This is a genomic window from uncultured Tissierella sp. (genome assembly GCF_902479755.1).
Classification (GTDB): Bacteria; Bacillota; Clostridia; order Tissierellales; family Tissierellaceae; genus Tissierella; species Tissierella carlieri.
The window spans coordinates 22,642-49,570 of the sequence record NZ_CABSQO010000007.1 but is presented as its reverse complement, the minus strand read 5'-3'; the positions used below and the strand labels follow the sequence as shown (position 1 = coordinate 49,570).

The 26,929-nt window shown below is 29.7% G+C and carries 32 protein-coding genes; 1 reads left to right on the top strand and 31 read right to left on the bottom strand.

Annotated elements, in window-relative coordinates; genetic code table 11:
• Window positions 1-141: 141 nt before the first annotated feature.
• The 25 genes from RDK80_RS05545 to RDK80_RS05425 form a co-directional block, all read right to left on the bottom strand.
• A complete protein-coding gene (locus RDK80_RS05545; protein ID WP_216557281.1) occupies window positions 142-1,224 on the bottom strand; it encodes an FAD-binding protein in 1,083 nt (360 codons plus the stop codon).
• A gap of 32 nt (window positions 1,225-1,256) precedes the next feature.
• The gene (locus RDK80_RS05540; protein ID WP_216557278.1) at window positions 1,257-1,649 is read right to left on the bottom strand and encodes a hypothetical protein; all 393 of its coding nucleotides are present in this window, start codon (window positions 1,647-1,649) and stop codon (window positions 1,257-1,259) included.
• A 71-nt stretch (window positions 1,650-1,720) separates the two neighbouring features.
• A complete protein-coding gene (locus RDK80_RS05535) occupies window positions 1,721-2,317 on the bottom strand; it encodes an AAA family ATPase (protein ID WP_216557275.1) in 597 nt (198 codons plus the stop codon).
• A gap of 236 nt (window positions 2,318-2,553) precedes the next feature.
• Window positions 2,554-3,333 carry a GNAT family N-acetyltransferase gene (locus RDK80_RS05530; protein WP_216556139.1) on the bottom strand — a complete coding sequence of 260 codons (780 nt, stop codon included), beginning with the start codon at window positions 3,331-3,333 and terminating at the stop codon, window positions 2,554-2,556.
• 148 nt (window positions 3,334-3,481) lie between these two features.
• Complete coding sequence (locus RDK80_RS05525) at window positions 3,482-3,694, bottom strand: hypothetical protein (RefSeq protein WP_216556136.1); 213 nt, start codon at window positions 3,692-3,694, stop codon at window positions 3,482-3,484.
• Entirely contained in the window at window positions 3,694-4,800 is a 1,107-nt protein-coding gene (locus tag RDK80_RS05520; protein ID WP_216556133.1) for an endospore germination permease, read from the bottom strand. Before RDK80_RS05520 ends, RDK80_RS05525 begins: the two co-directional genes overlap by 1 nt.
• Window positions 4,801-5,973, bottom strand: coding sequence for a Ger(x)C family spore germination protein (locus tag RDK80_RS05515; RefSeq protein ID WP_308523739.1), 1,173 nt, complete (start codon window positions 5,971-5,973; stop codon window positions 4,801-4,803).
• Between the two features lie 10 nt (window positions 5,974-5,983).
• Complete coding sequence (locus RDK80_RS05510; protein ID WP_308523738.1) at window positions 5,984-7,567, bottom strand: spore germination protein; 1,584 nt, start codon at window positions 7,565-7,567, stop codon at window positions 5,984-5,986.
• Window positions 7,568-7,658: 91 nt separating this feature from the next.
• Window positions 7,659-8,117: a GNAT family N-acetyltransferase gene (locus RDK80_RS05505; protein WP_308523747.1), complete on the bottom strand. Its 459-nt coding sequence runs from the start codon at window positions 8,115-8,117 to the stop codon at window positions 7,659-7,661.
• A gap of 230 nt (window positions 8,118-8,347) precedes the next feature.
• Window positions 8,348-8,884: a GNAT family N-acetyltransferase gene (locus RDK80_RS05500; protein WP_216556124.1), complete on the bottom strand. Its 537-nt coding sequence runs from the start codon at window positions 8,882-8,884 to the stop codon at window positions 8,348-8,350.
• 47 nt (window positions 8,885-8,931) lie between these two features.
• Window positions 8,932-9,444, bottom strand: a complete 513-nt coding sequence (locus tag RDK80_RS05495; RefSeq protein ID WP_216556121.1) for a GyrI-like domain-containing protein — start codon at window positions 9,442-9,444, stop codon at window positions 8,932-8,934.
• Between the two features lie 35 nt (window positions 9,445-9,479).
• A complete protein-coding gene (locus RDK80_RS05490) occupies window positions 9,480-10,022 on the bottom strand; it encodes a GNAT family protein (RefSeq protein ID WP_308523737.1) in 543 nt (180 codons plus the stop codon).
• Window positions 10,023-10,044: 22 nt separating this feature from the next.
• On the bottom strand, window positions 10,045-10,650 hold the full coding sequence (locus RDK80_RS05485) for a histidine phosphatase family protein (RefSeq protein ID WP_308523736.1): 606 nt from the start codon (window positions 10,648-10,650) through the stop codon (window positions 10,045-10,047).
• A gap of 60 nt (window positions 10,651-10,710) precedes the next feature.
• Window positions 10,711-11,271, bottom strand: coding sequence for an AAA family ATPase (locus tag RDK80_RS05480; RefSeq protein ID WP_308523735.1), 561 nt, complete (start codon window positions 11,269-11,271; stop codon window positions 10,711-10,713).
• 10 nt (window positions 11,272-11,281) lie between these two features.
• Window positions 11,282-12,157, bottom strand: coding sequence for a GNAT family N-acetyltransferase (locus RDK80_RS05475; RefSeq protein ID WP_308523734.1), 876 nt, complete (start codon window positions 12,155-12,157; stop codon window positions 11,282-11,284).
• Between the two features lie 56 nt (window positions 12,158-12,213).
• On the bottom strand, window positions 12,214-13,014 hold the full coding sequence (locus RDK80_RS05470) for a GNAT family N-acetyltransferase (RefSeq protein ID WP_308523733.1): 801 nt from the start codon (window positions 13,012-13,014) through the stop codon (window positions 12,214-12,216).
• Window positions 12,995-13,423, bottom strand: coding sequence for an NUDIX domain-containing protein (locus RDK80_RS05465; protein WP_216556102.1), 429 nt, complete (start codon window positions 13,421-13,423; stop codon window positions 12,995-12,997). Before RDK80_RS05465 ends, RDK80_RS05470 begins: the two co-directional genes overlap by 20 nt.
• A gap of 163 nt (window positions 13,424-13,586) precedes the next feature.
• The gene (locus tag RDK80_RS05460) at window positions 13,587-14,345 is read right to left on the bottom strand and encodes a class I SAM-dependent methyltransferase (RefSeq protein ID WP_308523732.1); all 759 of its coding nucleotides are present in this window, start codon (window positions 14,343-14,345) and stop codon (window positions 13,587-13,589) included.
• A gap of 208 nt (window positions 14,346-14,553) precedes the next feature.
• Window positions 14,554-15,090, bottom strand: a complete 537-nt coding sequence (locus RDK80_RS05455) for a GNAT family N-acetyltransferase (protein ID WP_094902203.1) — start codon at window positions 15,088-15,090, stop codon at window positions 14,554-14,556.
• A gap of 41 nt (window positions 15,091-15,131) precedes the next feature.
• Window positions 15,132-15,818: a 5'-methylthioadenosine/adenosylhomocysteine nucleosidase gene (locus RDK80_RS05450; protein ID WP_094902201.1), complete on the bottom strand. Its 687-nt coding sequence runs from the start codon at window positions 15,816-15,818 to the stop codon at window positions 15,132-15,134.
• 47 nt (window positions 15,819-15,865) lie between these two features.
• On the bottom strand, window positions 15,866-16,435 hold the full coding sequence (locus RDK80_RS05445; protein WP_308523731.1) for a class I SAM-dependent methyltransferase: 570 nt from the start codon (window positions 16,433-16,435) through the stop codon (window positions 15,866-15,868).
• A 196-nt stretch (window positions 16,436-16,631) separates the two neighbouring features.
• Window positions 16,632-17,669 carry a P1 family peptidase gene (locus RDK80_RS05440; RefSeq protein WP_308523730.1) on the bottom strand — a complete coding sequence of 346 codons (1,038 nt, stop codon included), beginning with the start codon at window positions 17,667-17,669 and terminating at the stop codon, window positions 16,632-16,634.
• Between the two features lie 73 nt (window positions 17,670-17,742).
• Window positions 17,743-18,546, bottom strand: coding sequence for a bifunctional 2-polyprenyl-6-hydroxyphenol methylase/3-demethylubiquinol 3-O-methyltransferase UbiG (locus tag RDK80_RS05435; protein WP_216556084.1), 804 nt, complete (start codon window positions 18,544-18,546; stop codon window positions 17,743-17,745).
• 290 nt (window positions 18,547-18,836) lie between these two features.
• Entirely contained in the window at window positions 18,837-19,577 is a 741-nt protein-coding gene (locus RDK80_RS05430) for a SagB/ThcOx family dehydrogenase (RefSeq protein WP_308523729.1), read from the bottom strand.
• Window positions 19,578-19,663: 86 nt separating this feature from the next.
• Window positions 19,664-19,837, bottom strand: coding sequence for a hypothetical protein (locus RDK80_RS05425; RefSeq protein ID WP_158220130.1), 174 nt, complete (start codon window positions 19,835-19,837; stop codon window positions 19,664-19,666).
• A 163-nt stretch (window positions 19,838-20,000) separates the two neighbouring features.
• Here RDK80_RS05425 and sfsA point away from each other — a divergent pair, with 163 nt between their 5' ends.
• Window positions 20,001-20,702 (top strand): DNA/RNA nuclease SfsA, encoded by a 702-nt coding sequence (gene sfsA / locus RDK80_RS05420; protein ID WP_094902191.1) that lies wholly within the window; start codon window positions 20,001-20,003, stop codon window positions 20,700-20,702.
• An 85-nt stretch (window positions 20,703-20,787) separates the two neighbouring features.
• Here sfsA and RDK80_RS05415 read toward each other — a convergent pair whose 3' ends face one another.
• The 6 genes from RDK80_RS05415 to RDK80_RS05390 form a co-directional block, all read right to left on the bottom strand.
• A complete protein-coding gene (locus tag RDK80_RS05415) occupies window positions 20,788-21,345 on the bottom strand; it encodes a signal peptidase II (RefSeq protein ID WP_308523728.1) in 558 nt (185 codons plus the stop codon).
• A 13-nt stretch (window positions 21,346-21,358) separates the two neighbouring features.
• On the bottom strand, window positions 21,359-21,670 hold the full coding sequence (locus RDK80_RS05410; protein ID WP_308523727.1) for a hypothetical protein: 312 nt from the start codon (window positions 21,668-21,670) through the stop codon (window positions 21,359-21,361).
• Between the two features lie 36 nt (window positions 21,671-21,706).
• Complete coding sequence (locus RDK80_RS05405) at window positions 21,707-23,215, bottom strand: M3 family metallopeptidase (RefSeq protein WP_308523726.1); 1,509 nt, start codon at window positions 23,213-23,215, stop codon at window positions 21,707-21,709.
• 196 nt (window positions 23,216-23,411) lie between these two features.
• Window positions 23,412-24,179, bottom strand: coding sequence for a Nif3-like dinuclear metal center hexameric protein (locus tag RDK80_RS05400; RefSeq protein ID WP_094902183.1), 768 nt, complete (start codon window positions 24,177-24,179; stop codon window positions 23,412-23,414).
• Between the two features lie 33 nt (window positions 24,180-24,212).
• A complete protein-coding gene (locus RDK80_RS05395; RefSeq protein WP_308523725.1) occupies window positions 24,213-25,976 on the bottom strand; it encodes a S41 family peptidase in 1,764 nt (587 codons plus the stop codon).
• A 59-nt stretch (window positions 25,977-26,035) separates the two neighbouring features.
• On the bottom strand, window positions 26,036-26,923 hold the full coding sequence (locus tag RDK80_RS05390) for a phosphotransferase (RefSeq protein ID WP_308523724.1): 888 nt from the start codon (window positions 26,921-26,923) through the stop codon (window positions 26,036-26,038).
• Window positions 26,924-26,929 lie beyond the last annotated feature (6 nt).

Sequence of the window (26,929 nt, the reverse complement as noted above, 5' to 3'; positions counted from 1 at the left end):
CTGCTTTCCTCTGTTTTTTCCTTTATTTCTTTTTAAAAACATATGTCACTAAAAAGCCTCTCTCACCTTCATTTTCAATGTATTTAATAAGTTCAAAGGAACTCTCTAGTACTTCAAAATCTGTTGGTTGAATTAAACCTTTTAATATCTTTTTTCGAAATTTTCTACTTTAACGCTTAGCACTCCTGTCTTCATAATAAGATTTCTTAAATGTTTATTGTACATAGCAGGGATCTTTATATTCTTCATTCTAATATTCCATAGCAATGATTTAGTGTAGGAGTTATATAATATATTATATTTGGAAAAATCTTCTCTTAATGCCTTTGCAAGTGCTAAGGAACTTCTAAAAGCATAACTTAATCCCTCAGCAGAGCTAGGGCTTATAAAACCAGCAGCTTCTCCAATTAATGCAATTTGATTGTTACCAGTGCATACTTGATTTGATTTCTTAGGTCTTAATAAATGTGTTCCTTCTATCTTAATACTATTCTCTAATCTAAATCCCTGTTTTTTTAATTTTTCCTTTAATAATTGAAACTTTTTATGCACATTGTCATTTGGCTTTAATGCAGAACCTACAATCAGATGATCTTCTTTTGGAATAGTCCAAGAATAAAAATCAGTTATCTCCCTATCAAAGATTGCACCATAATAATCTAAATCACAATCAGTCTTAAACCATTCTTGTATAGATATGTAAATGTTAGGATCGGGGAAACTCTTAAATCCTTGTTTCCTGACTTTTGAAAATGCTCCATCTGCACCGACTATTATCTTTGCCTTCTCTTCACATTCTTTTCCATTGTAAATAAACTTTACTATAACACCATCATCAGTAGTCTTATAAGATTTATACATACAATTATAGATAATGTCGGTCTGGGATGGTATCAAACTAGCTAGCCATTTATCAAATCCTTCTCTATCTATGTTAATATAGTTTCTCTGATAATATCTTTCATTGGAATTGTCAAAATCTAAAACACGAACTGCAAATAGCTGAGGACTCATAAGAACAGACTTAGGCACACCTAATCCAAACTTTGCCAGCATTAATTGAGCGTCTGGTGCTATTAATCCGCCACAGGGCTTCACTCTGTTATATTCGTAACTTTCCTGAAAATCTCTTCTTTCTAATACTAGGACTTTATAATCTTTTCCAATTAACCTTGCTAATGTTGCTCCTGCTGGTCCGCCACCTATGATTATAATATCATACACACTATTACCTCCATTTACCTATTACATTTTATTTACAGAAATTTATTAAATAACCTATCTATTTCTTGGTTATCATCATAGAAAAGTATTTTTTTAGATATGCCTTCTAATGTCTCAGATATATCTGACCCCTGTTTGGCTAGGGTAATAATCGGTATACCTCGCGCAAAAGCATATCCTGCTTCGATACCTAGACCTACTCCCTTTTCACTTAATTCAATAATAACTAAATCACATTCATTAATTTCTTTAAAGGTTAATTGCATTAGCTCATATGGACTATATTCAACTTGGTCATTGTTTTGTATATCTCTGACAATACAACTAGTCTTATATCCTATCTTTTCAAGAGCTACTAAAATCTTATCAATAATTGCCCTATTTCTATAATCTTTATAATATTTAATTCCTACATATGCTTTCATATAGTTCCCTACTTTCTATAATTTTACAACAATTAATCTTGATTGAGCAACCATTCTAGGATTTTATAATGCTACTTCAATAGTCTTATATGTCTAACCCATATTTTAAACTTATCTAGTTTTTTCCTAGTTAAGTTTCTATTATCAGGTAACAAGTCAATTCTACACGATTTACCTATATAATCAACTACTTCATAAACTGTCATTTTATTTGTATCAATATGCTCTTTAAAAATAGGATTATCTAAAGAATTTATGCATCTGTCTATTTGCTTAGCAGCCCATGAATTCTTGCCATCTCCTCTTTTTCTTAATCTTCTAATCAATATTTCTTTATCAGCCATCAAAGTAAAGTGTTTAATATTAACACCTCTTTGCCTTAATCTTTCCAGTATTTCATTATAATATAAATCACTTGTCATTGTCATGGGTACAATGATAATACCATTATAATGTTTGCTCATATATTCAAGCATTTGATAATTAAAGTCTCTCCAAATTGGAAAGTCTTGAAAATCATCTAGTTTCAATTCTTTAGGTATATTATCTCTAATAAAATATCCTATTTCTTCTGGATCATATACATATGAACTCTCTATCCGTCTATTTAATTCATATGCTACATTGGTTTTTCCGCTTCCAAATGCTCCATTAATCCAAATTATCATAAAAGTTCCTCCAAATATATAAATTCTATAAGAAAATCTTCTAATAAAGCATTATAGGTAACTCTTCTTGCCCAGTGCATAAGCAACTTGCACGAAATCAAAGATTTCGGCAATCTGCTTAAAACTCAATTAGGTCAAGCTTAATATAGGGCATTAAAGTAGAGCTTTCCTACTCGTTATGAAAATATTGCTATATCACTAATAATCTCTCTCCTTATTAATATAGTTCATCTATGTCATCTTCTCATAATATGCCAAGTATCATCTCCAACAAACCCACAGCTTCTGTATAGTCTTTCCGGATTGGTTATGTTATCTACTTCTCCTGAGACTATAGTAAAGTCAGCATATGGTTCTAACCGTTTCAATAGCTCTATAACCAATACCTTACCTAGTTTATTTCCATGATAAGATGGTAATACTTGGATCCACTCTAATGCTCCTTCTTTAATATTCATATCTAGTTCAGCAATTCCAAGTGCAACTGGCTTTTCTATTTTTTTCTCTATTATCCATATCCATAAATTATTATGAAATACAGGATGTTTCGTCCATTTTAGTACTTCGTCCACATTTGGCTTGATATCATCATAACAATTACATATTAAATCTGAAACCATTTGTATCTCTGTATTAATATCAACTTCTCTAATATAATAGTTTTCTGGTATATTGATATCTATAATATCTTTATTATTATGTAGCAGCTTGAAATATGATTTTTTATTAGGGAATTGTTCTTTTATATTGTCATTAAATTGAGATTGATGAACCAGAATCATATTAAATTGCCCTAAATCTTGCTCATCTATATAATTTTTATTTGTATTCCAAAATGTATGTAACATTCTTTTATTCCAAAGCTTTAAACTTTTCACCTCATCTTTTTCTATTGTAAAATTGCTATGGAAATTACCAATTTGTTCAAGTGTTTTCCATAGAGCAGTAGCCTGAATTCTACATGGATTATCAATATAAACTTTAGTCAATGCCTCTGAAAAGGTTTCTATATTCATTAGAATCTCCCCCTTAACAAACTAAGATAGCAGTCATTGTCTAAATTATACAATATTTTGGCAATACTTGCTGAAGAATTTAATAAAAGTAGCTAAAAATAAATAACTATAAAATTTGATATCAAGAACCAATTTTTATAGTTATTTATTAATACCCTAATCCTAACACTTCTCTGACAAATTTGTCTAATGCAAGCATGGGGCTAGGCAATCTATAATCTAATGCATATAGAGTAGATAAAATGAAAGCTACAGCCATTACTAAAAGAGTTACTTTAAATTGTTTTTTTTTATTTGATTTTATTAATCCTCCCAAATCCATAAATCCTATTATTATAAATACTACTAACACATATAACATTAAATCATTCCTTTTTTCAATTTAGGTAATTTTCTAATTCTGGCAACCATTATGGTAATAAGCGGTAAAATGGTTTCAAACATAAACCATTCAAACGGAGCTGTTTTACTTGCTGAATTAATATGTGCTATTATAGAAGGATATATATTAAAGGAATATATTATAATAATTATTCCTACACTTATGACCAAAGATTTAAATGATTGTAGTTTAAATATATATGCAATGCTCATAACTGTAACATAGTATAATATACAAATTTTAAAAAACATAAGCATAATTAGACTAACTGCAAAAAGAACTTCCACTCTACTCAGTGCAGAATGTATACTTATCAGCCGAAGAGTTTCAAAAGGTGGTAAAGCAAATATCTTTATTGTATTTCCTAGTACTGCCGTATCTCTAAGAACTATAATTAATAGAGTCAGACCTCCGACTATAAATCCATAAAAAAAATATTTTCTTCTTTTCTTAGGCTCAATTTCTAAGTTTGGATTAATCATTAAAAACACTATAAGTTCTCCAAAAGGAATAGTTGATATAATATGAGTCCCCTGAATATATACCATTTTAGGTTGTTCTAACATAGGTAAAAAATTATCTATTTTCATTTGGTTTATAGTAAAAAAAATTGTCGATAGAACTATTAATATTGCAATTAATGTAAAAAACATACTATATCTAGTCACAACTTTTACTCCGTTTCTTACCGCCCAAGCACATAATAAAATAAATACTACTAAAATAATTATGGGGGGAGTATTTTGCATTGTTGTTTTTTGTACAAAGTCTCCCAAGTCCTTTGTATTTAAAGCGGATAATGTTAAGAAAAACCATAAATACAGAACTGAAACCACTTTTCCTATAATAGGACCGAAAACTATATTATTAATCTCCATTAAATTTTTATCTGGAAATATTTTCATAATGTATGTGTATATCAGTAAAGAAGGTATTGACATTACAAAGCCTAATATCACAACTATCCACGAGTCTTGCTTTGTAATAGATGTAAAAAACGATGTCAGCAAAGATGAAGATTGTATAAAACAAGCTACAGTAAACATAAATTGAATCCCTGAAATTTTCCCTTTGTCTATTTGCATCTAATTTCCCTCTTTCATATTTAAAGAATTTACAATCTTACCAGTATCTATTAAATTTAATTTAATATTTGTAGATAATTTAATTTCTGGATACATACTATCCCAATCATTTTTTATTTGCTCTGATTCTTTAGGAAATCTTTTATAGAATTCCACACCGAATCTTAGAAAATCTGCGTTTAACTCTTGACTTTTATTCAAACAAGCTTGTATCTCTTTATTTATTGTTTTTTTCCCTTCTTCCACTAATATGTCTGTTACCTCTTTCACAGTCATATTATTAAATCCTTGTATCTCAGAAATTATTATATCTCCAATAATCTCCAAGGATATCACTAATTCACCTCCATTTCTAATTTCAGGTTTCATCTTATGCTTAATATTGGTTATATTCAGGTTTGAAAAACCCTCTTTTATATTTACCTCTATAAAAGTTATTTTAAATTTATCCATAATCCAAGTATATCCCCTAGTTTCGGTTTCATTTAATTCACCAATGAGTTTTCCATCATTAAGAACAGCCAATCCAGATAAAAATAGCCTTGAATATTCTCCATTATCCTGTAATTTCACTATGGGAATTACAGGAGCTGTAGTTTTATCAATTATCATAGAGGTAAGATCCAATATTCTAATTGAATAAGATTCATAATATCTATTAGCCGCTTCAACCATTCTGGTAATTCCTAAAGAAGATATTTTTTCCTGCTCCATAGTGTTATGAAGAATATCCTTAGCCTTACCTTCTGCCATAAATACTAAGGTTTCCATTCGCATATCATGTTGTCTGAGAAGTGCATCTATATAAGGCTGAATTCCTTTTATTGTCTGATCTTTTCCAAATATAACTACTTGATTATGATGCATAAATAAATCTCTAGTAGTTTGCTTCTGAAGCTTATCTATGGCAGATAATATGCCTTTATCTTCTGTTGCTAAAATTATTGAATCATCAGTAACACTTTCACTTCTAAATGAATCGGAATTACTTTTGTTTATTTTTCCTATTTGCAATATAAGATCAATTTTATCCTCATCATTTGCTGCATCTATACCAACACCAGTTACTATTGAAATAGTATCCAATTCTTTATTATCCCAGCACCCTACTAGAATAAATCCAATTGATATAATTATAATGATTTTAAATAATCTTGTTTTCTTAGTTTTCATATACTGCCCTCTATTTTTCTTTATTATTATTTTCTCCGTCTGGAGGGATAAAAGTTTTTTTCCTTTTCTTATCTATATAAGTTAATTCCTCTGGTCTATCCTCCATGATCCAAAGTGGTAATCTAACAAAACTATCCTGTTGATCTTTTGAAAATTCTATAGATGCAAAATATGGTATACCAAAAGGTTCCAATATAGATAGATGTACAAGCATACCTAAAAATCCTACGGCTATCCCAAATCCTCCCAACACAGATGCTAGTATCATCATAATTATCCTAAGTATAGAGATAGAATCTGATTGTTCTGGTATTATAAATCCAGCTACAGCTGCTATTGCAACAGTTATAACCATAGGTGCCCCCACTATTCCAGCAGATACTGCAGCATCTCCCATGACTAAAGCACCTACTATACTAATTGCTTGACCTACAGGACGAGGTAATCTCAAACCAGCTTCCCTCAATATTTCAAAGGATATTACCATTATTAATGCTTCCAATAGAGCTGGAAATGGGGTTCCCTCTCTAGCATTTGCTACTGTAAATAAAAGAGTTGTTGGAATCAATTCTTGATGAAAAGTCGTTAATGCAATAAAACCTGGAACTGCAAATATTGCAATGAAATATGCAAAGAATCTCATCATTCTAATGATAGATGCATATATTGGTCTTACATAATAATCCTCTGCTGTTTGAAAACTTTCCACAAATAGCATTGGAACTGTCAGTACAAAAGGACTTCCATCTACTACTATAGCAATACGTCCTTCAAGTATTTTGGCAGCAATCACATCAGGTTTTTCACTATATCCTATTGTTGAAAATATTGAAAATGGATAATCTTCTACATATTCTTCTATATAACCTGAATCTATTATAGAGTCCACATCTATATTCCTTAATCTATCTCTTAGCTTTTGAAGCACTTCTGGTTTTACTGTTCCTTCTATATACGCAATGCATATATGTGTGTATGTTTTTTTCCCAATTATCATATTTTCCATTTTGAATCTAGGACTTTTAATTCTTCTTCTTAGAAGAGAGGTATTTGTCCTAAAATCTTCAGTAAAGCCTTCCCTTGGTCCTCTAACTACAGATTCTGTCTGAGGTTCTGTAACACTTCTTTTCTCCCATCCTTTTGTACTAACAATTAATCCTGTAGATAACTTATCTACTAATAATATTGTATTTCCTGAAAGACATCCTTTAAATAAATCTGAATATCTGTTGCTTTCCCCAATATCTCCTGAACAAATAATACATTTTTTAAAATCTCTTATCTTTAAATTTTCCATCATATCTTCTTTAAAATCTTTATTTAATATAATAGGTTTTAATATGCTCTCTGTAATTTCAAGATTATTTACAAGTCCATCAATATATATTAGTGCTCCATTAAACTCACAGCAATCACCAAACATGAATTCATGTATTTTTATATCATTACTATTACCTAAAATCGCCTTAAAAAATTCTATATTTTCTTCTAAATTACTTGATATGTCTTTATCTAAATAATCCTCATTATCATGTTCTCGATTATTATGATTTTGCCAAAATACAATTTTCCTCATAAAATAACTAATCAGCATTTATAACAACGCCCTTCCCATTATGTTATAAATATTGTTAGCACTTTCATCTTCATTATTCAATAAATAATAAAAAAATAGATAGCAATTGCTATCTATTGTGTTGTCTATAAAAATCTTCTCTTAGAATTCCATAACTCTTCAAATCTATGGATACTCCATCTTTAATAACATTCTGTCTACGGATTCCTTCATACTTCATCTTTACTTTTTCCATTACCCTCCATGACCCAGCGTTCTCTACCATTGCTAGGGCATATATCCTATTCAGATCTAATTCTCTAAATCCAAATTCAATAATACTTTGAGATGCCTCTGTACAATATCCTTGACTCCAATAAGGAGCTCCTATCCAGTATCCTAATTCTGCTTTTTTATGAGTTTTATTTAGCATAAGACTTATAGATCCGATTAATTCATCAGTATCTTTTTTGACTATTGCATAGGTAATATTTTTTCCACTATTTAGATTATCCCTATGGGTACTAATCCATGATTCTGCTAAGCCATCTTCATAGGGATGAGGAATATTTAATGTTGTTTTAGATATTTTTGAATCTCCAGCTAGCTCTTATACTCGCTTTGAGTGTGATAACTCAAATGGTCTTAATATTAGCCTTTCAGTTTTTATTATTGGTTGTATTTCCATTATATTTCCTCCTTATAATCTAAAGCAATTATCATTCTATTCATTCCTTTTATAAAATCCCCATCTTTATTATGTTATAAAATGCTTCTCTAACTTTGCACTAATTTCTTCAATTTTGAGTTTGTATATCATCACTTTAACTCTAAAATATAGGAATATCCATTTTTATTTTCTTTGTACTTTCTAAATCCTGCTTTTTCAAAGGTTTTTTGTGATGATATATTATATGAATATATTTCATTAACATATATTTTATCATAATTCAGTATCTTTGCTCTCTGTATTAAGGCCTTAATAACTTTGTATCCTATTCCTTTCCCTCGATAATTTTTATTTCCTATTACTATTGGCATATCTTCTTTCCAAAATGTCACATCTCCTATTGGGATATATTCATTGCCCATATTAACTTCAATAAAATACAGTTCTCCCTTATCATTTAAATAATCATACATCCTTTTAAGTCTATCAGTATCATATAACTCAGCATCTTTTCCATCTACTAGTTTCACTGTTTCCTCGTCTTTATACCATTCCAAGGCAAAATCAAATTTACCATCAAATTTCCTTAAACGTAGACCTGTATCTATATCTATATATTTAGGCTGATTAGTCTTTTTATTATTTATATTGTTACGTATTTCCACTACAATCATATCCTTTCGCATGTCTTGCTCTCAATATCTAAGAATATAGGATATTTCTATTATATAGTTTATACTGTCTCACAGGGTATATAATAATCTAAAATTATTTCTCCATTATCCATTGGAGTTGTAAATCTTGGGCAATTATATAGTTCCATACACCAAGAAGCAGATTCATCTAACCTATATCCTTTTTCTTCCATTGCTTTTTGTGTAAACTCGTGGGATACTGGATAAACATCCTTTTCCATTCCTTGAATCCATCCTATTGCTACTTTTGAAGAAGGAATATCTTTATAAATAAATCCCTCTGGTACAGGAGCTCCTAGTTTCATAAGCATGCCGCAAATATATGTGAATTTTCCATTGTCTATTCCAAAATCACCCATCCAACCGACATAAGAACTGTCAATATGATATTCTTTTAGTTCTTCTAATTTAGTAAAAGTACCATCTTCAAAGCACTTCTTCCAAAATTCAGGAATAGGATTTTCTTTCATATCCATCTTCAGATATATAACTTTACCTATGATTTTAGCCTCTGGAAGTTGATTAATTTGCAGATTAACTAACTTTGCCATAATGTAGCCCCCTTGTAAAATTTAATTTAGTAATGCTACCTATTCCATTCTCTTCTCAATATTCCATAGACAACACAGTCTACATAGCCATGATTAAGCAATTCTCCATCTCGGATTACACCCTCCTTAGTAAATCCAAGTCTCTCTGGAATAGCTCTGCTCTTAAGGTTATCTTCTGCACATCTAATTTCTACTCTATTTAATTCCAAGGTATTGAATGCATAATCAACAAATTCTCTACATGCTTTTGTCATTATTCCTTTACCTATATATCTTTCATCTAACCAATAGCCTATACTCACTTCTTTTTTACTATGATTTATATCGTGATATCCTATAACACCTGCAAACTGTCCCTTATACCATATACCAGCATTAAAACCATTATTTGCAGCATATTGCTTTTTACTGCTTTCTATAAATGCTTTCGTATCATCTGAAGATTTAGTAATATCAACCCATGGTAAATATTTTCTCAAATGTTCTCTACTTGAATCGATTGATTTAAACATATCCTCTGAATGATCCCTGTCAACTAATCTTAATTCAATATTATCATCAATTACATGCCTAAACATTAATTATCCCTCCATTCTCCCATTACTCTAGATGGGAAGTATCAGCTTCCAATATGATATTGATTTCGTTCTCTTCCACTTCAACTATAGTAAGTGAAGTACCTTGTAAAAAAGGAGGAGTCCATAGCTCTTCTAAAGGATATTTTTTTATAATAGCATAAATTGCCTTAATAACAACTGCATGAGATACTATTAAAACATTCTCTAATGATGAATTGCTAATTATCTGATTTAATACACCTTTCACTCTTTCAAATAACTCCTCAAAACTTTCTCCTTCAATTGGACTATATAAATGAGGTCTGTTCCAAAAATTAAAATGTTCTGTCGGATACAATTCCTTTATAGTATCATGCCCCATTCCCTCCCATTTTCCAAATCCCATCTCCCTAAGAGAATCAACTAAAATTATTTCTGTATCTTTATCTTGTCTAATATGCTCTGCTGTAGCTACAGCCCTACCTAAAGGACTGCAATATATACAATCAAAATCAATATCTCTTAATCTATATCCAAGTTTTTTCGCACCTTCAACACCATTTTCGATTAAGTCAGAATTCTGCCATCCCTGCATTCTTCCTTCTTTATTCCATTTGGTTTCACCGTGTCTAGTTATATATATTTTCAATTATGTCCCTCCATTCTTTCTGCTAAGTTATAATCTTAACTATATTTATACTCAGTGCATTTATAATTCAAACCTGTTTTTAATCATTTGGGCTACTTCTAATGGACTTAACTCTGTATTATTTATTCTAATATAATTTTCCTTTTTAATTTCATCCTCTATTGAATTCAGCCTATGTTTCTCCATTGTGCTTATTAAATCTCTTTCTGAAAACTCTATATCTCTCTTAGTTGGTTTATGTTCTAATCTAAGAGGACTTCTATTCCGCTCTAATCTTTCCTCTAACTCTGCATCTAGCTCTACAAAGTATACTTCGCCACCTCTAGATTCAAAAATATTACATACCTTATCTATATAATCCCAATCCTCTTGCATATCAAATGCCCATACATAGGTAAATATTAATCCTTCCAAATCACTCTTTGCTACTTCTTCAAATATTTCTTGGCGAAATAAACTGACTAATCTTTTTCCTTCTTTTGAACCATAGCTAAAAAAATGGGATACCAATTCAATTGTCATATGATTATGAAAAAGTTTTAGTCCAGTTATTTTTTCAAGTTCCTGTCCAACTGTCATTTTTCCAACTGCTTGTGGTCCAAATATTAAAACTAATTTCATGTAGCTCCTCCTATTCCCTCTTTATGAAGTAACTTAACTGGTGTTTTTCTTTAAAACCTGCCATTTTATATAGATTAATTGCCTTTTCATTTTTTGAATTAACGCAAAGACTAATCGAATCTATAGAATTAAATGAAAATAGCCATCTTAATGCCATGGTTAATAAATAACATCCTATTCCTTTACCTCTTTGTGATTCATTCACTGCAAAAAATTCAATATTTCCTTCGCCAAATTCAGGCTCAGCCTCAACATAAATATATCCAGTTAATTCCTTAGCTTCTTTACAGACAAATACTTTTCTATGATTATTTAATCGTGATATTATTTCTTCTCCACTATAATAGGTATTGGGAAAAGTTTTATCATGAAGCTCTTTCATAGCTTCAAAATCCTCTACAGCCAATTCTATCAAACATACTTCATCTAAATTATTTAAATCACTCTTTTTAAATTCCAATATGATTTCTTCACTATTTTTACTAAAACCAAGGATATCTGCTAACCCTAGGCAATTATAATTTTTATTATTGACAAACATACTAGTCGTTACTATTCCTTTGGGAATCAATTGTAACATCTTGTCCCACATATCAGTTGCAATGCTCCATTTCCCCTTCTCGATAAAAGGTCCCCAGATTTCAGCATTATTTCTTTCCATATCTGCATCAAATCCTAATACACCAACTATTTCATTTTCTTCTGTAGCGATTACAAAACTTTTATCAAACTGAATATCTGTTATATCTTCTTTTAATGAATTCTCTATTTCTTCACTATCATCGCCACAATAAGCAATATGACTTTCTTCTTTTCTATTCAATTTTGCTATAAAATTACTGATTTTATTAATATCTTCTTCTTTAGCTAAAGTAAACTTCACCATATTATATCTCCCAAGCATTTATTATTTTTACCTAGCATAACATTAGGCAAATTTCTTTACTTCTTAATTACTTTCTTCCATATATACACAGGATATCTCTCTAATTTTTCAAATCCAAGTTTTTCTGCTACCCGTAAAGACGGTATATTGTCTTCCCTAGTTTCCCAGAGTGGTTTCATGCCTTTATTTTTTTGTTTTTTTATTAGTTCATATGCTACTATTGATGCATAACCTTTTTTTCTTTTTTTTTCATTAAAAGTATCAAGGTCTATAAAATATTTGCTATCATATTCAAATCCGTTATTTACACACTGAGATACTGTTTTCCCTTCAACTATGAAAATCATACCCTCTGTTTCTTTATTCATCCCAGTTATTTTAAAATGATTCTTATATTCTTCTGGTATAATTGGAAAACTCTTTTCCAGTACATCTCCATCAATATTTTTCAGGTCTAATCTATTAAATTTTTCTTCATTTAAGATAAATGTATTTTCATAGTGTTTATTATATAGGCAAAATCCTTCTATTTCTTCTTCTAATATTTTATCATAATCATCATTCAGGGAATACACTTCAAAATACTGCTCTTTTAAGCTATCTATAATAGGTGCTATTTCTTTTATCATAAGTTCTTTAAAAAATTTCCTATTCCTTTTTAAATTTTCTAGTTCAAAATACGCATAAGCCCATCTTGATATAGCCCACACAATTATCCCTTTAGGATTTTCTTTATTATCTACATAAATCTTTCCTGGAAAATCTTTATTGATAACTGCTACAGCAGGAATCTGAAAATTAAAATTAAAATATTTTCTTACAATTTGATACTCATCCTTATCTAACTCTATATACATAATTTCCCCCTCTAATTTCATCCCAATTCCAATTTAACATTCTTATTTTAAAATCATCATACATCATTTGCAGTGATTCCTCATCTGTACTAATCCATTTAAATGCATCATGTTCATCTGATAATCTCACTTCTCCTTCTTCAAATTGACATAAGTAAATGATGCCTGCAATTTGATAGTCTTCTCTAATTAAGCTCCATGTGTCTAGTAACTTTATTGGCTTAACTGCTAATCCGGTTTCTTCTAGCATTTCTCGTTTTAAAGTTTCTTCTGCTGTTTCACCAAATTCCATACGTCCCCCTGGTAATTCCCATAGATCCTCTTCTACTCCTTTATTATGCATCACTAAAAATTTATCTTCATTAAAAATTAATGCTTTAACTCCTATATCTATTCTCTTATCCTTCATCATTTTCCCCCCATTTTAAAATCTGAATATTATATCAATAACTTACTCCATTGCTTGCTACTACTAAATTCATCATTATAATATTGAATTATATCTATCTAAGTACTTCAAAGACTTAGCCTTATCTAGCTAAGCCTTTGAAAGTCATGTTAATTTTCCTAAGTCATTGTTTTTCCGCTATTAAAAAATACCTATGTTCTAATATTTCTATATATCCTCGTTTTTCTAGCTTAGCTTGTAACTCAATAAGTTTATCAAAACATCTTTCTACTGAAAAACCTGGAAATTCCCATTCAATTATTCTTGCGTAAAATACAAATGCTCCTATATCGTGAAAATATGTTTTTGGAAAATATTCTCCTGCATCAATAATTTTCATTCCAGTATTTTTTGCTTCCATCAAGATTTTATCAAGATTCAATTCAATATCAGTTGTATTAGGATACTCTCCTAGTAAAAACTTTGATATCTCTCTATTATTCATACCTCCGACCTGCTGAGTAATAAAAATTCCATCTGGTTTTAAAATACGATTAACCTCTGATAGACAAAAAGATTCATGTCTATTTATTACAATATCAAAGTAATCATCCTCAAATGGCAAATTGCCGTCATCATAAACTGGTCTTACCTCAATCCCATGAGGAGTTAATATTTCTTTGCAAAGTTCTATATTAGGAAAATAACTTTCTGTTGCATAAGTTTTTCCTTCTGTTGGGTTTAAAGATAAAAGAAATTCCCCTCCACCAGTTCCCATATCAAGTAATATTTTTTCTTCATTAACATATGACTCAACTATTTTTTTATAGTCCCATGGTAGTGTTTCTTCTTCCATACGATTATTTATATGAGAGAAATCCCAACCTTTAAATGAATATTGTTCTTCATATCTCCAAGTTTCTTTTAATTTTTCTAAATTCATAAAACTACACTCCTTTTAAAATATATTAAACGTTTTCTAAAAAGTGCAGTTTACTGATAACTAATTAATCTGCTCGATACAATCTGCTATCAGATATTATAAACTGCACCGAGCAATTACCGAATTTAAGCTTCATCCTAATCCTTCCTTTACAATTTATTTTAAATTTATATATAAAGTAAATCACTAACGCTAAAGATCATAATATCTAATCAATTTCCAATCCCATAAATATAGAGCTATAGTACTTACCGCCGACATGGAAATCCCTAGATATAATCCCTTCTTTTTTAAAGCCTAATTTTGTATATAGATTTATAGCTGTTTCATTATCTTCTCTTACTCTTAAATTAATTTTTCTCACTACATTACCTTTTTTAGCCCAATCTATCATATATCTAATTAACTCTTTTCCTATTCCTAGTCCCCAGTATTTTTTAGCAACACTAATTCCAAATTCTCCCGTATGCTTAGTCCTTTGCCGAATACCTCCACTATAATTTAAACTTCCGACTATTTTATTTTCAATTTCAGCTATAAGGTATATCTTATTTTCTCCATCTATATAACTTTCAAGTATAACTTCTTCTTTCTCAATGGATATATCAAATTCATTGTCACCAAATGTAAGAAAATCTGATTCTCCACCTATTTTATTTATGTAATTTATTAGGTTCAAGGCGTCTTCCTTCTTTGCTGTCCTAATAATTAAATTCTGTCCATTTTTCAGCTTTAATTGTACCATTATATTTCACTCCAATTTTTATACTTAGAAATATTTCTTGCCTACAACATTTGTATCATACTTAAAACTATCTCTGCTGATTTATTAGCTGCAATAGTTTCAAAGGCATTATAACTAATTGTAGCCTCATCATCAGCGTTATCTGATATACTTCTGATGACCACAAAAGGTATCTTATTTATATAAGCAACATGTCCTATTGCAGAGCCTTCCATTTCAACACAATGTGGTGAATAGTCTCTAAGTAGATTTTTCTTTATTTTACTATCTTGAATAAAGCTTTCTCCACTTACTATTCTTCCAACATGATAATTCCAGTCTTCACTATGATGTGATTCACATGCTTTGACAGCAGATTCAATTAACCTTTCATCAGCTTGAAAACACTCCCTATAAGGAAAACAATTTTCCATCTGGGCCTTTCTTACATCGTGATGTGTCACATTACTAGATATTACTACATCACAGATTTTAACTGACTCATGTAATCCACCAGCAATCCCGGTATTTATAATACTATCTACACCAAATCTATCGATTAAAATCTGTGTACATGAGGCTGCATTTACTTTACCTTCTCCGCAGCGAGTTATGATTACATCTTTATTATCTATATCACCTAAGAAAAAATCAAATCCAGCAATATTTTTACTTGTATTAATGTTTATATTGTTTTTTAACAACTCAATTTCCAAAGCCATAGCACCTATAACACCAATTCTTTTCATAGTTTTTTCACCTCTTATCTTTTATTAATCTTTCACCTATCATCTTTCTATTTTCTAAATATTATTTTAAATACTTTATCTTGAGATTGTACTTTTATTGCTTCAAAGCCAAGGTTTTCTCCAATACTGATGAAATATTCAACATCTTGATCTTTATCCTTTCTTGAAATCCCATAGCCAGTCTTAATTATTTTAATGGGGGTATCTATTTCAAGCTGGATTACGAAAATATCTTTTATACTGCCATCATATTCTGGTATTATGGCATCCCATAAAATAAATTCTCCATTATCCTTTAATACTCTATATATTTCTTTAAATACCTTTTCATGATCATCTTTATTAATATACATCAATGTAAAAAATGACGTTACAGCATCGAATGAATTTTTTAGAAAAGATAATTCTCTTGCATCCATAACTATTTTTAATGGTCCATCTGGTGCTTCTTCTAATTCATCTTTCCTTGGATCGATGGCAATTACCCTATCTCCATAACATAAACCCATTATACCTTCTCCACCGCCGCCAATATCTAGAATTCTTTTTCCAATTATCTCTTCTTCTATTGTTATCTTCTGATTTCCAACAACATACATTCTTTCCTCTTGGTTCAATTCCCTTCCCCCATTCCGCAATAACTTTAGAGTGTACTATATCCTTATTCCTAATCTATCTTTTATTTTAAATCTAACATAGGTTATATTTTTTATATACCATATGGAAGTTCTCACTTATTTTTCATTTTTAAAGAAAATTTAACCTACATGAGTTTCAAAAAACTATCTTACATAGTACTTTTAGAGAAATTTCTTATATTAAATCTTTTAAGGAATACACTTGTTTCCCATCTCTGTCAATGGAACTAGTAGAGCATATTAATGAGTTTAGTATAGCCTCTTCAGTGGCCTCAACTGTTGCTTTGAAAATTTTGTTTATCTTGTTTTCATTAATTACTCTAATATCAATTACATCATTCTCTTCATAATGCTTGATTATATTAGCTGTTGAAAATCCTATAACCACTTCACCACTTCCATTACCTGTATAGCTTCCAGTTCTAGATATTCCAGGATAAACTCTTTTTATTATTCTCTTAAGTTGTCTGGATGAAAGAGGGATATCTGTGGCTAATATTATAATTATAGATCCCTTATCTTCTGTCGTATCTATCTCTTTAGTCTTTTCAACTAGTTTAGGACCTATATGGTCTCCATTTAAAACAAAGTCTTCCAAGGAGCCAAAATTACTCAAGACTAGCACCCCTATTGTATATTGAGTATTTTCTAGTTCAACAATTCTAGAGGATGAACCAATCCCACCTTTTAATCCATAACATACCATACCTGTGCCAGCTCCGATATTTCCTTCAGCAAATTCAATATTACATTTTTCTATAGCTTCATATATATGTTCCTGTTTCACATGAAGGCCTCTAATATCATTTATCACTCCATCATTACACTCACAAATAACTGGATTTACAGTACCAGTTGTACTGCCAATATCATCATTCTGAGCTAGAATATACCTTACTAGAGTTTCATGAGCGATACCAACACTAAGTGTATTGGTAAGAATAATAGGTGTTTCTATAGTACCTAATTCTTCTATCTGAATAAGACCAGTAGATTTACCAAATCCATTTATCACATGACAGGCTGCTATTAACTTATCTTTAAAAATATTGCCTTCATGTGGCAATATTGCAGTTACTCCAGTCTTTATAACTCCATCATCTAAAGTTGTATGTCCTACTTTTACTCCCTTTACATCAGTAATAGAATTATTACTTCCTGTTGTGAAATTACCTATATTAATTCCATAATCTCTTATTTTCTTATTTGTCATTAAATATCACCTCTCCTAATATAGAAATTCTTTTGTTGTCCTTTAAAAGCTTAATTAATTTTAATTTCATAGATTATTTCTCTACAACAATTAAGAAATGTTCTGTAGTATTTCTATATTGCTCTTCTTCGCTATATTCAGCTGCCTTTTTTATGAATTTATTGTATAAGTTAATGTCTCTTTTATATAAATCCTTTACATCCATTATTAATCCAGATAAAAAGCTTTCAGCTCCTGCTGTAGATATTATCTTAAGTTTACTCTTTGACACTTCTACGATTGCATGTTCAGCTGTAGTAAAAAAGGTTTCTGTAAAACTTTCTTCCTTACTAAACTTTATATTCCCATTTAGATATCTATCAAAATGGCCTATATCCTCAAAAACATCTGGGAATTCATAAACTGCTGCCTTTAGTGCTCCCCAAGTATTTATATAAGCTATTATAGCTCTACCACCAGGCTTTAAAATTCTATATGTATCATTTATTACCTTGAGCCTGTCCTCTTCATTGTGAAGATGATATAAAGGGCCTAAAACTAAAGCATATTCAAATGCATCATCTTCTATAAAATCAAGTTCAAGTGCAGATTTACAGAAATAGTCATATTTTTTATTAGATATATTTTCTATATTTTTTTTGGCTATATCAAGTAAGTTTTGTGATAAATCCAGTAGTGAAACATCAAAACCTCTTTTTATAAGCTCTATAGAATATCTCCCTGGTCCAGAACCTATATCAATAACATTACTTATATTCTTAAAATATTTATCTATTAAATGAGTTGTAGTAGTAAATTCAATTCTTGAGTAAGGATTATCAAGTCTATCCCACTCCAAAGTAGAATTTTCATCATAATAAGCTTTAACATAATCCATATTCCTCATCTCCTATTCATACTATCTAATTAAATTTAATACCTTTTTACTTCATAAAATTTAGATTTTAAAAAGTAAATTGTCTTATAATAACATATGGATATCACTAAATGCAAGACTTTTTTCTAAAGTTTGCCATTATTCATAATAATAAGGACAATTCCTATTATTGCAGAATATTATCTCTCTATAAAAATTGTATTTATCACTTATTTTCCCAATTTAATATATAAATCTTGAATAATTTAATACTATCCCCCAGATATTCTCTGGGGGATATAATATTATCACTAAATTCTACCTACTGGAGCCATATATACTACAAACTCATCTTCTCCATCTACTTTTATCATTTCATCCATAAAGTCTTGATCATATGCAGCTATAGCACAAGTACCTAATCCAAGTGCCTCACAGGCAATATATAACGCCTGACATACATGGCCAGCATCTATAAGCATAACCTTATGAGCAAGTTTATCATATCTCCATTCCCCTCTATAAGGCAAGCAGCTCCAGATAAAATTAACTGCTGCAGTTCCAGCAAATTTTTGTCCTAAAGTTCCAGATGTTATTTTCTCTGCTATTTCTTCCCTTTCATATAAAAATAAAAGCTTATGCTCCAGTGCAAGATACCTATAGACGCCCTTTCTAAGCCCTTCTACATTTTGAACAGCTAAATAAGTTTCAAAAGGATGTCTTGCCCCAGCTGATGGAACAGGCCTGACTGTGGCATAATTATCTCCCCTGATTTCTTTTACTCTTTGAGTTGCCCATAAAAGATATGATAGTTCATCTACTGTTAAAGCTTTTTTGATGTATTCACGATGAGTCTTCCTATCTGATATACACTTATGTACATCTTGCTTTAATACTATATCTTTATTTATACTAGGTAACTCGAATACCTTGAAACCATCCTCATAAGGTTTTTGTAGTGGTGGTTGAGGTAATTCTTTTTCCTGGTCAGAGAATATATCTTCTGCAAAACCAGACTTCATAAAATTTCTGTTTTGTGTAAATCTTTCCATTATAGTCTCCTTTATCATAAATTATATATTACTTTATTCTACATTTTTTGCTAAATTCCTTCTTTTATCCAGCAATATTTTTTTAATTATTCCTTTCCTCTTTCTAAATATGAAACTATTGCAAAGTATAAATTTCCTTCTTGGTTATATTCTATATCTATAATTTCTAGTATATTTTCTTCATTTTCATTTATCCATTCATTAACCTTTTCCTTAAGTGTAGATCCATCTTCATAATCTACGATATACATATATTTCATTTCCCTCACCCCTAATATAATAGTTATAGATATTATATTAACTATGGGAACAGAAGTTGCCTTCACTCTTAATAAATTTCCTTGTTATTGGGAAAATTGATATATATTGTCCTTAATGATACAATAAATAATAAATGAATTTTAAAGATAAAGAGGAGAACATATGAAATATAAAAAAATTATAGAAGGAGTCTTTCTAAAAAGACCTAATAGATTTATAGCACAAGTACTAATAAATGGAAAAGAAGAAACAGTCCATGTAAAAAATACTGGAAGATGTAAAGAGTTACTTTTACCAGGAGCTAAGGTAATATTAGAAGACTGTACTCATAATCCTAATAGAAAGACAAAATATTCTCTTATATCTGTTTGGAAGGAAAACATGCTAGTAAATATAGATTCTCAAGTTCCTAATTCTGTAATCTTCCAAGCACTTAAGGAAAATAAGATTAACGGATTTGAAAGTCTAATAAGTTTAAAAAGAGAAGTCACCTTTGGAAATTCTAGATATGATATATATTTTGAATCTAAAGATCAAAAGGGCTTTATTGAGGTAAAAGGTGCGACTTTAGAAAACAACTATATTTCCATGTTTCCAGATGCACCCACGGAAAGAGGAACTAAACATGCCTTAGGGATGATTGAAGCAATAAAACAAGGATATAGAGGAATAATTCTCTTTCTAATTCAGATGAAAGGTCCCACTATATTTAGACTAAATTGGCAAATGGACAGTAAATTTTCTGAGGCTGTTAAGCTTGCTAGTGAAAATGGTGTAGAAATATTAGTTTATGATTCTATTGTAAAAACTAATAGTATAGAAATAGGTGGTCCTATAGAAATAGACCTTAATACCAAATCTTAATCATATACAAATTCAAAGGATTACTGCCTAACTATTGAATCATAGTCAGGCAGTAAATTTTTAATATAATTAATAAAATTTTTAACTACTCTCCTCTTGATAGAAAATCCTTTTTGATAAATCCAATATAATCCTTTAACAACTCTATCTCATTTATCTTGGAAATTTTCTTCCAATTTTTTATTGCTAGCATAATTACTAACACTTCAAAAACAGTTAAATAACAATCCTTTAAGTCAAAAACGAAAAATCCTTTTAATAATATATAGTCTAAACTCCCATTCCAAAAAATTTTATCTATTAAGGAAGATATAGCTCCTGAGAATAAAAATATTTTTGATATTTTTATCATTGGATTATTTATAGTCTTAACTTCTAAATATTTAAAGGCATAGTAGCTAAAAATCAACACAAATACTACTATAGTTATATGAAAATACCTATTCCACCCAAGATTAAATAATGAATTTATATATGAATAGTTGTCATTTAAAACAGGTGCAAAGTATAATATATTTTCTATTATTGGAATTTTTACACCATAGTAACCTTTGACTATTATCTTTATGACCTGTTCAAGTATAATTAATGCTATAATCATGATTTGAGTAGTTCTGTTACTGCCTTTAATTGATCTTTTCATAGTATTCCCTCATCTATTCGCTCTTTAACCAGTTTATTAAAACTATTGTAATAAATACTATTGATACAATTATTAATGAAATCCCCAAGCTGACAATACCATAGGTACAAGCATAGATTAGTTCCCTTGAAGTCTCCCAAGAAGTTGCCCCATATGGTCTTGAAAGACTTAAGCCAATGTCAGCCCCTTTTGCCAATCCTAAAAATATACTTATATTACCTAATATAAATAATCCAATGCTGATTATACTTACTTTTTTTAGTTTGCTGAATTTATTCCAATACGCAATAGCTTTTCTTTTTCCTGCTCCCCCATTATACTCCATAGTAACACTCCTATATAATCTTAATTTCGCTTTGATTTATTCCAAATACCATTTCAGAGAAAACCCTTCTCCACTTATTCTTGCAAATAATTCTTCATACTTATATAATCCTGATGGATCAATTACTTTATTGATTAAAAAGTCTCCAAATTCCTTTGGTTTCTCCGTTACACTATTTACGCCGTATTTTTTACAGAAAACCTTTCTAATCATCTCGCAGGTCACATCTCCCATGAAGTAGTTATGCATATATATTGGATGAGTTGTATAATGGATTCTATAAGCAAATGGCGGTGCATCATCAAATGGTTTATCTCCGAATAAATCTTCAAATACTTTAAAATATAAGTTTTCTATATCTTGTAATGAATTAATTTCATTTCTATATAATTCATGGTCAAAGAATATACTCCCTATAAATCTTAAATAATTTAGCTTATTATATTCAGCCAGTTCCTTAAGTTGTAATTCTACAGATTTATCAAAGAAATTTCTATAAAACATTTCATCATATAAGAAGCCTCCAAATAAATTAGCTATACCCTCTGCAATAATTCCACTTACTCCTTGATTTAATAATATCTCTTCTGGTTTAAGCAGAAAGGAATGTATTCCATGTCCAGTTTCATGAAGCAATACCTTATATTCATGGTATTTATTCTTCACATTTGCAAGGATTCTAGAATCTACACCATCCTTTATAGGAAAATTATATCCCCATTCAGATTTGTTCTTTCTTGAGAAAATATCATAAGTAATATTAAACTTATCTAAATCTAATCCAAAGTTTAGGAAGAATTTTCTTAATGTCTCATAGTAGTTAGACATATCTACTGTTCTATTTTGAATAGGAGCTATCTTAGCCATTATATAATCTTCATCCCATGGCATCATTTCATCACCATTTAAAAACTTCCTTGCATATTCTTGCCTTTTACTATTTAATTTATCGATATAAGGCTTTAGTTCATTTTCCCAATTGTTAAATATAGTTGGACTTAATTCATTTTGCTTTAAACTATATTCTACAAAATCTTTATCTCCATAAAGAGTAGCATATTCTTTCCTCATATTAATTAAATCTATAAATCCGCCCTCTACCAAAGGTTGATTGATTTGATTTCTTGCAAAATATGCCTTCTTCCTAAGTTCTCTATTGTCTTCATTAGATAGTATTTGAGTTAACTCAACACTGGAAACTTCTTTTCCATCTAATTTAAATCTAAAAGTATTAAGTATCATAGAAAGTTCATTGGTCTTCTTTTGAATCTTTTCATTTAATTCATTTAGCTCGTCACTTAGATGGTATGATCTAATGGTATTATAAAATATTTCTACTCTTCTTCTATTCACCGGATCTAGATCTCTTTTCATATACTCTGATACTAGCTCATAGTTATTTTTGTCCTCTAAAAAATCATTTATTTCTTTATAAGCTTTCTCTATTCCAAAATCATATCCTGATGTATATTGAACCCATGATAGCTTACTTAAATTTGTCTGCATTTCATCTAATCTAGCTGCTATTTCAAATAATTTTTCCATGTAAAAGCCCCCTTATTTTTGATGTATATATTGTCTTATCTATATTTTAAAAAATGTATCTGGATACCTTAACCCTCCCTTGATTCTATCTAGTTTACCATCTATCAATTCACACACCATGAATACTTCATCAGATACATTAAATTGTTTTAACTCTAGTTCATATCGCCTAAATTCTTATATTTAATTTAGGTATCTATATCGAATTTCTGACTGCTTCTAGATGTTCTTCCTTTAATCTAACTATCTCTATATCCTTATACTTATCTTTTATTTTCATAGCCAGACTTTCAACTCCAAATACTTCCGTAAAAGTATGACTTCCTACTATTAAATTGATACCTGCAAGCTTTGCATATTCAATAGTATATAGCACCTTTTCACCTGTTATATAAACATCACAATTTCGCTTAACTGCTTCTCTAACAGCTGTAGTAGAACCTCCACCTCCACAGACTAAACCAATTCTTTTTATTCTTCTATCCTTAAACTTCCATGACTGTACCGGCTCTTCTAATATATTCTCTAGTTTTTTAACTAATTCTTCGAATATAACCTCTTCTTTAAATTCTGCTATTCGTCCACAAAAGAATCCGTCTGCTTCATGGGTTCTTTCAACTATTTGTAATCCTAATTTCTCAATTAAAGAATTGTTAGTTCCAAAATCACAGTCATCTAATGGAAGATGATTAAAATAATGTGAGATATTATATTCCAAGAGTTTTTCTTTACAAGTTTCTTTGAGTCCATATATGAACTCCCAAGCATCATGATGTGTTATCATTAAGTCAACATTATTTCTTCTTGCTTCTTCTATGGTATCAAGTGTTAAATTTGTACAATATCCAATTCTTTTTACATCCTCTGTGCCTCTTACAGTAATTCCACTTTCTTCATAGAAATACTCATTGTCTTTAGTAGTAAATAACTCTAATATATATTGTTCTATTTCTTTTAGTCGCATATTTATTCCCCTTTAAAATAGTTTTTTTGTTTTTTATTCCCCATTTATGATTTCAATTGCCTTTTCTAATAGTTCATCTCTACCTTCTTTTATTCCTTCAATAGTTGGATGTATTTCTATATCGGGGACTATACCTATTCGCTGTGTTTCACCACCATCAGGATAATATATTCCTATTCCGCTTATCATTGTATAAATCCCTCCTGGAAGATAAATCTCTGATACATTACCATCTGCTCCAGCTGTAGTACTGCCAATAACTGTTGCGTTAGGTGCTGCTCTAAATGCCATTGCAGTATATTCAGCATTACTCTGAGTAGTTTCATTTACTATTATAACTACCTTTCCTTTATAATAGTTTGGATTATTCTTCCCTACTTTCAAAGGCTGCTTCATATGAAATACACCAGGCTCATATATATTACCCTGAGTAAATTTTACAAATTCACTGCTTTTAGGCATTAAATAACTACCTAAAGTAAATACAATAAAGTCTGATGGATAACATCTTAAATCGATTATCAATCCCTTTGTCTCTTTTACTTTAGACATTACCTCTGGTATATATTCATTTTTTATGGCTCCGGGATAAATATAGCCAATATTAGAATTTATAAGTTTAAAATAATCTTTATTCAATTTAGGCTTATTGTCAAAAATTTCATCTATAGGATAACATTGAAGTTTAGATGATTGTTTTTTATCTCCACGGATAAATTCAACATTTAAAAAGTCATCATTAGTCATAAATAAATCACTGCTCATATTTCTTAACTTTGTAGGATAATTAGATGCAGGGTAATATTTCAAATTATCCTCAACTATATTTTCAATAGTTCTATTATTAATTCCAGTAATTATATCTCCTAATTCAAATCCAGATTTTTTCCCTAGAGCCTCATTGTAATATCCTACAACTACTGGTCTGCCTTCTATAAAATTTATTTTCACTGGTGCAAGATTTTCCCCAAAATAATTTTGTAATGTAGGATTACCAAAGATATCTGCGTGTGTATCATGAACTCTTTCTATTAACTCTAAAACAGTAAGATTATATTCTAATTCATTTGAAGAATTAATAAATTTAGGAATAAATTCCCTTAAAACATCATCCCAATTTTCATCTATTAAATATTTGTATGGAAAATAATATTCAATTATATTCCAATACCTATATAAAGATAGCAATCGATAACCAACATCAGGGTATTTCATTGCCTCATATGACCTTTCATTTTGAAAATTTGGATTCCCAGCTCCCCAGTCTAAACTAACATAACGATTAATTCCTTTTCTTTCTGCATTTTTAATATTAGTAAGCTGTATGACAAGATTATTTGATAAATTTGAGTTTGTTATCCAGTCTAAATTTGCAGCTACTTTGATCTCTTCTGCTACTGGCTTGACTCTATCTCTAATTTTAAAATCCCCTTGGCTCTCTATCCAATCATATAAGCTTTTATCCCTAGTGGATTTATCTGCATCTATAACCTTAGGCAGAATCCTAAATAATTCATAGTCCCAATTATATTTTCCCTCTGCAACATTAGGATGATAATATTTTAAATATCCCCATACTTTTCCTAATAAAACTAGATTATTTATACTTTCCTCAGATACTATTATCTTTTCTATCTTTGAGCCATTATCAAATTCACTATTATTTTCTTGTTTCCCTTTTATATCATAAAATATTTGATTTTTACTTACAAATTGTGAATTACCATAAACTTGATTTATAGGACTGCACACCATAGTAATAATACATAAAATAATAACTATTCTTATTTTTTTCATTTAATTACCTCCTCAAATAATCATATCTTTTAACCCTAAACTTTTCTCCCTCCTATATATTAAAGTATTTTTAAAATTTCATTATACAGCTTCCCATTATTGACCTTATCCAGTGCTTCCTGTGCCCACTTTGGAAATATATCTCTTTCACAAGCTTGTGCTAAACTAACTAAAGTTGAAATAACATCATCTATATCTTTCTCTTCTTGATTTATTCTGCCATATTCTTTTATAAATATCTTACTAGCTTCATCTGATAAAGAAGAACAAACATTTCTTACATCATTATATCTAAATCCTATACCAAGCATGTTGTAATCAAACATAAAGGCTTCTTTTTTGTCCTTACTAACCACTAGATTAGTCCAATAAAAATCATTATAGGTAAAGGTTTCTTCAAATTCTTTGATTTTTAAAAACATTAAATCTAAATTATCCATTAAAAGTTTCCATACTTTATTATCCTTAGTATTTGTCTTATTCATGACCAATTCTATATTTTCTTTTGTGATATAATCTGTTTCCTTATAGAATCTTCTATCATTATTTTTTAAGAACTTTGCTCCCTTATGATGCAACTTTTTATACCATAATGCAAGAGCTTTTGCTACCTCTATATCTGAAAGATCAGATTCAATCCCTAACCGATAATATAAACTCCTATCTAAATCCTCTAATAGCAAAGTGTTTTCTGTATATCCTACTACTTCTATTGTAGGTATATTTAGGTTTTTTAATATTTTATAATACTCAATTTCCCTTCTAAATTCGTCTTTTTCAAAATACTTAATTACTAAATGTTTACCGTTATATTTCATCCTATAAAGATAAATCCCATTTTTATCTCTAATCTCTTCTAAATCATTTATTTTATCATGGAATAGTCCTAGTAAGGACAATTCTTCATAAATATGCTTTAATACATTCAGATAACCACTTCCTTTCATATCATC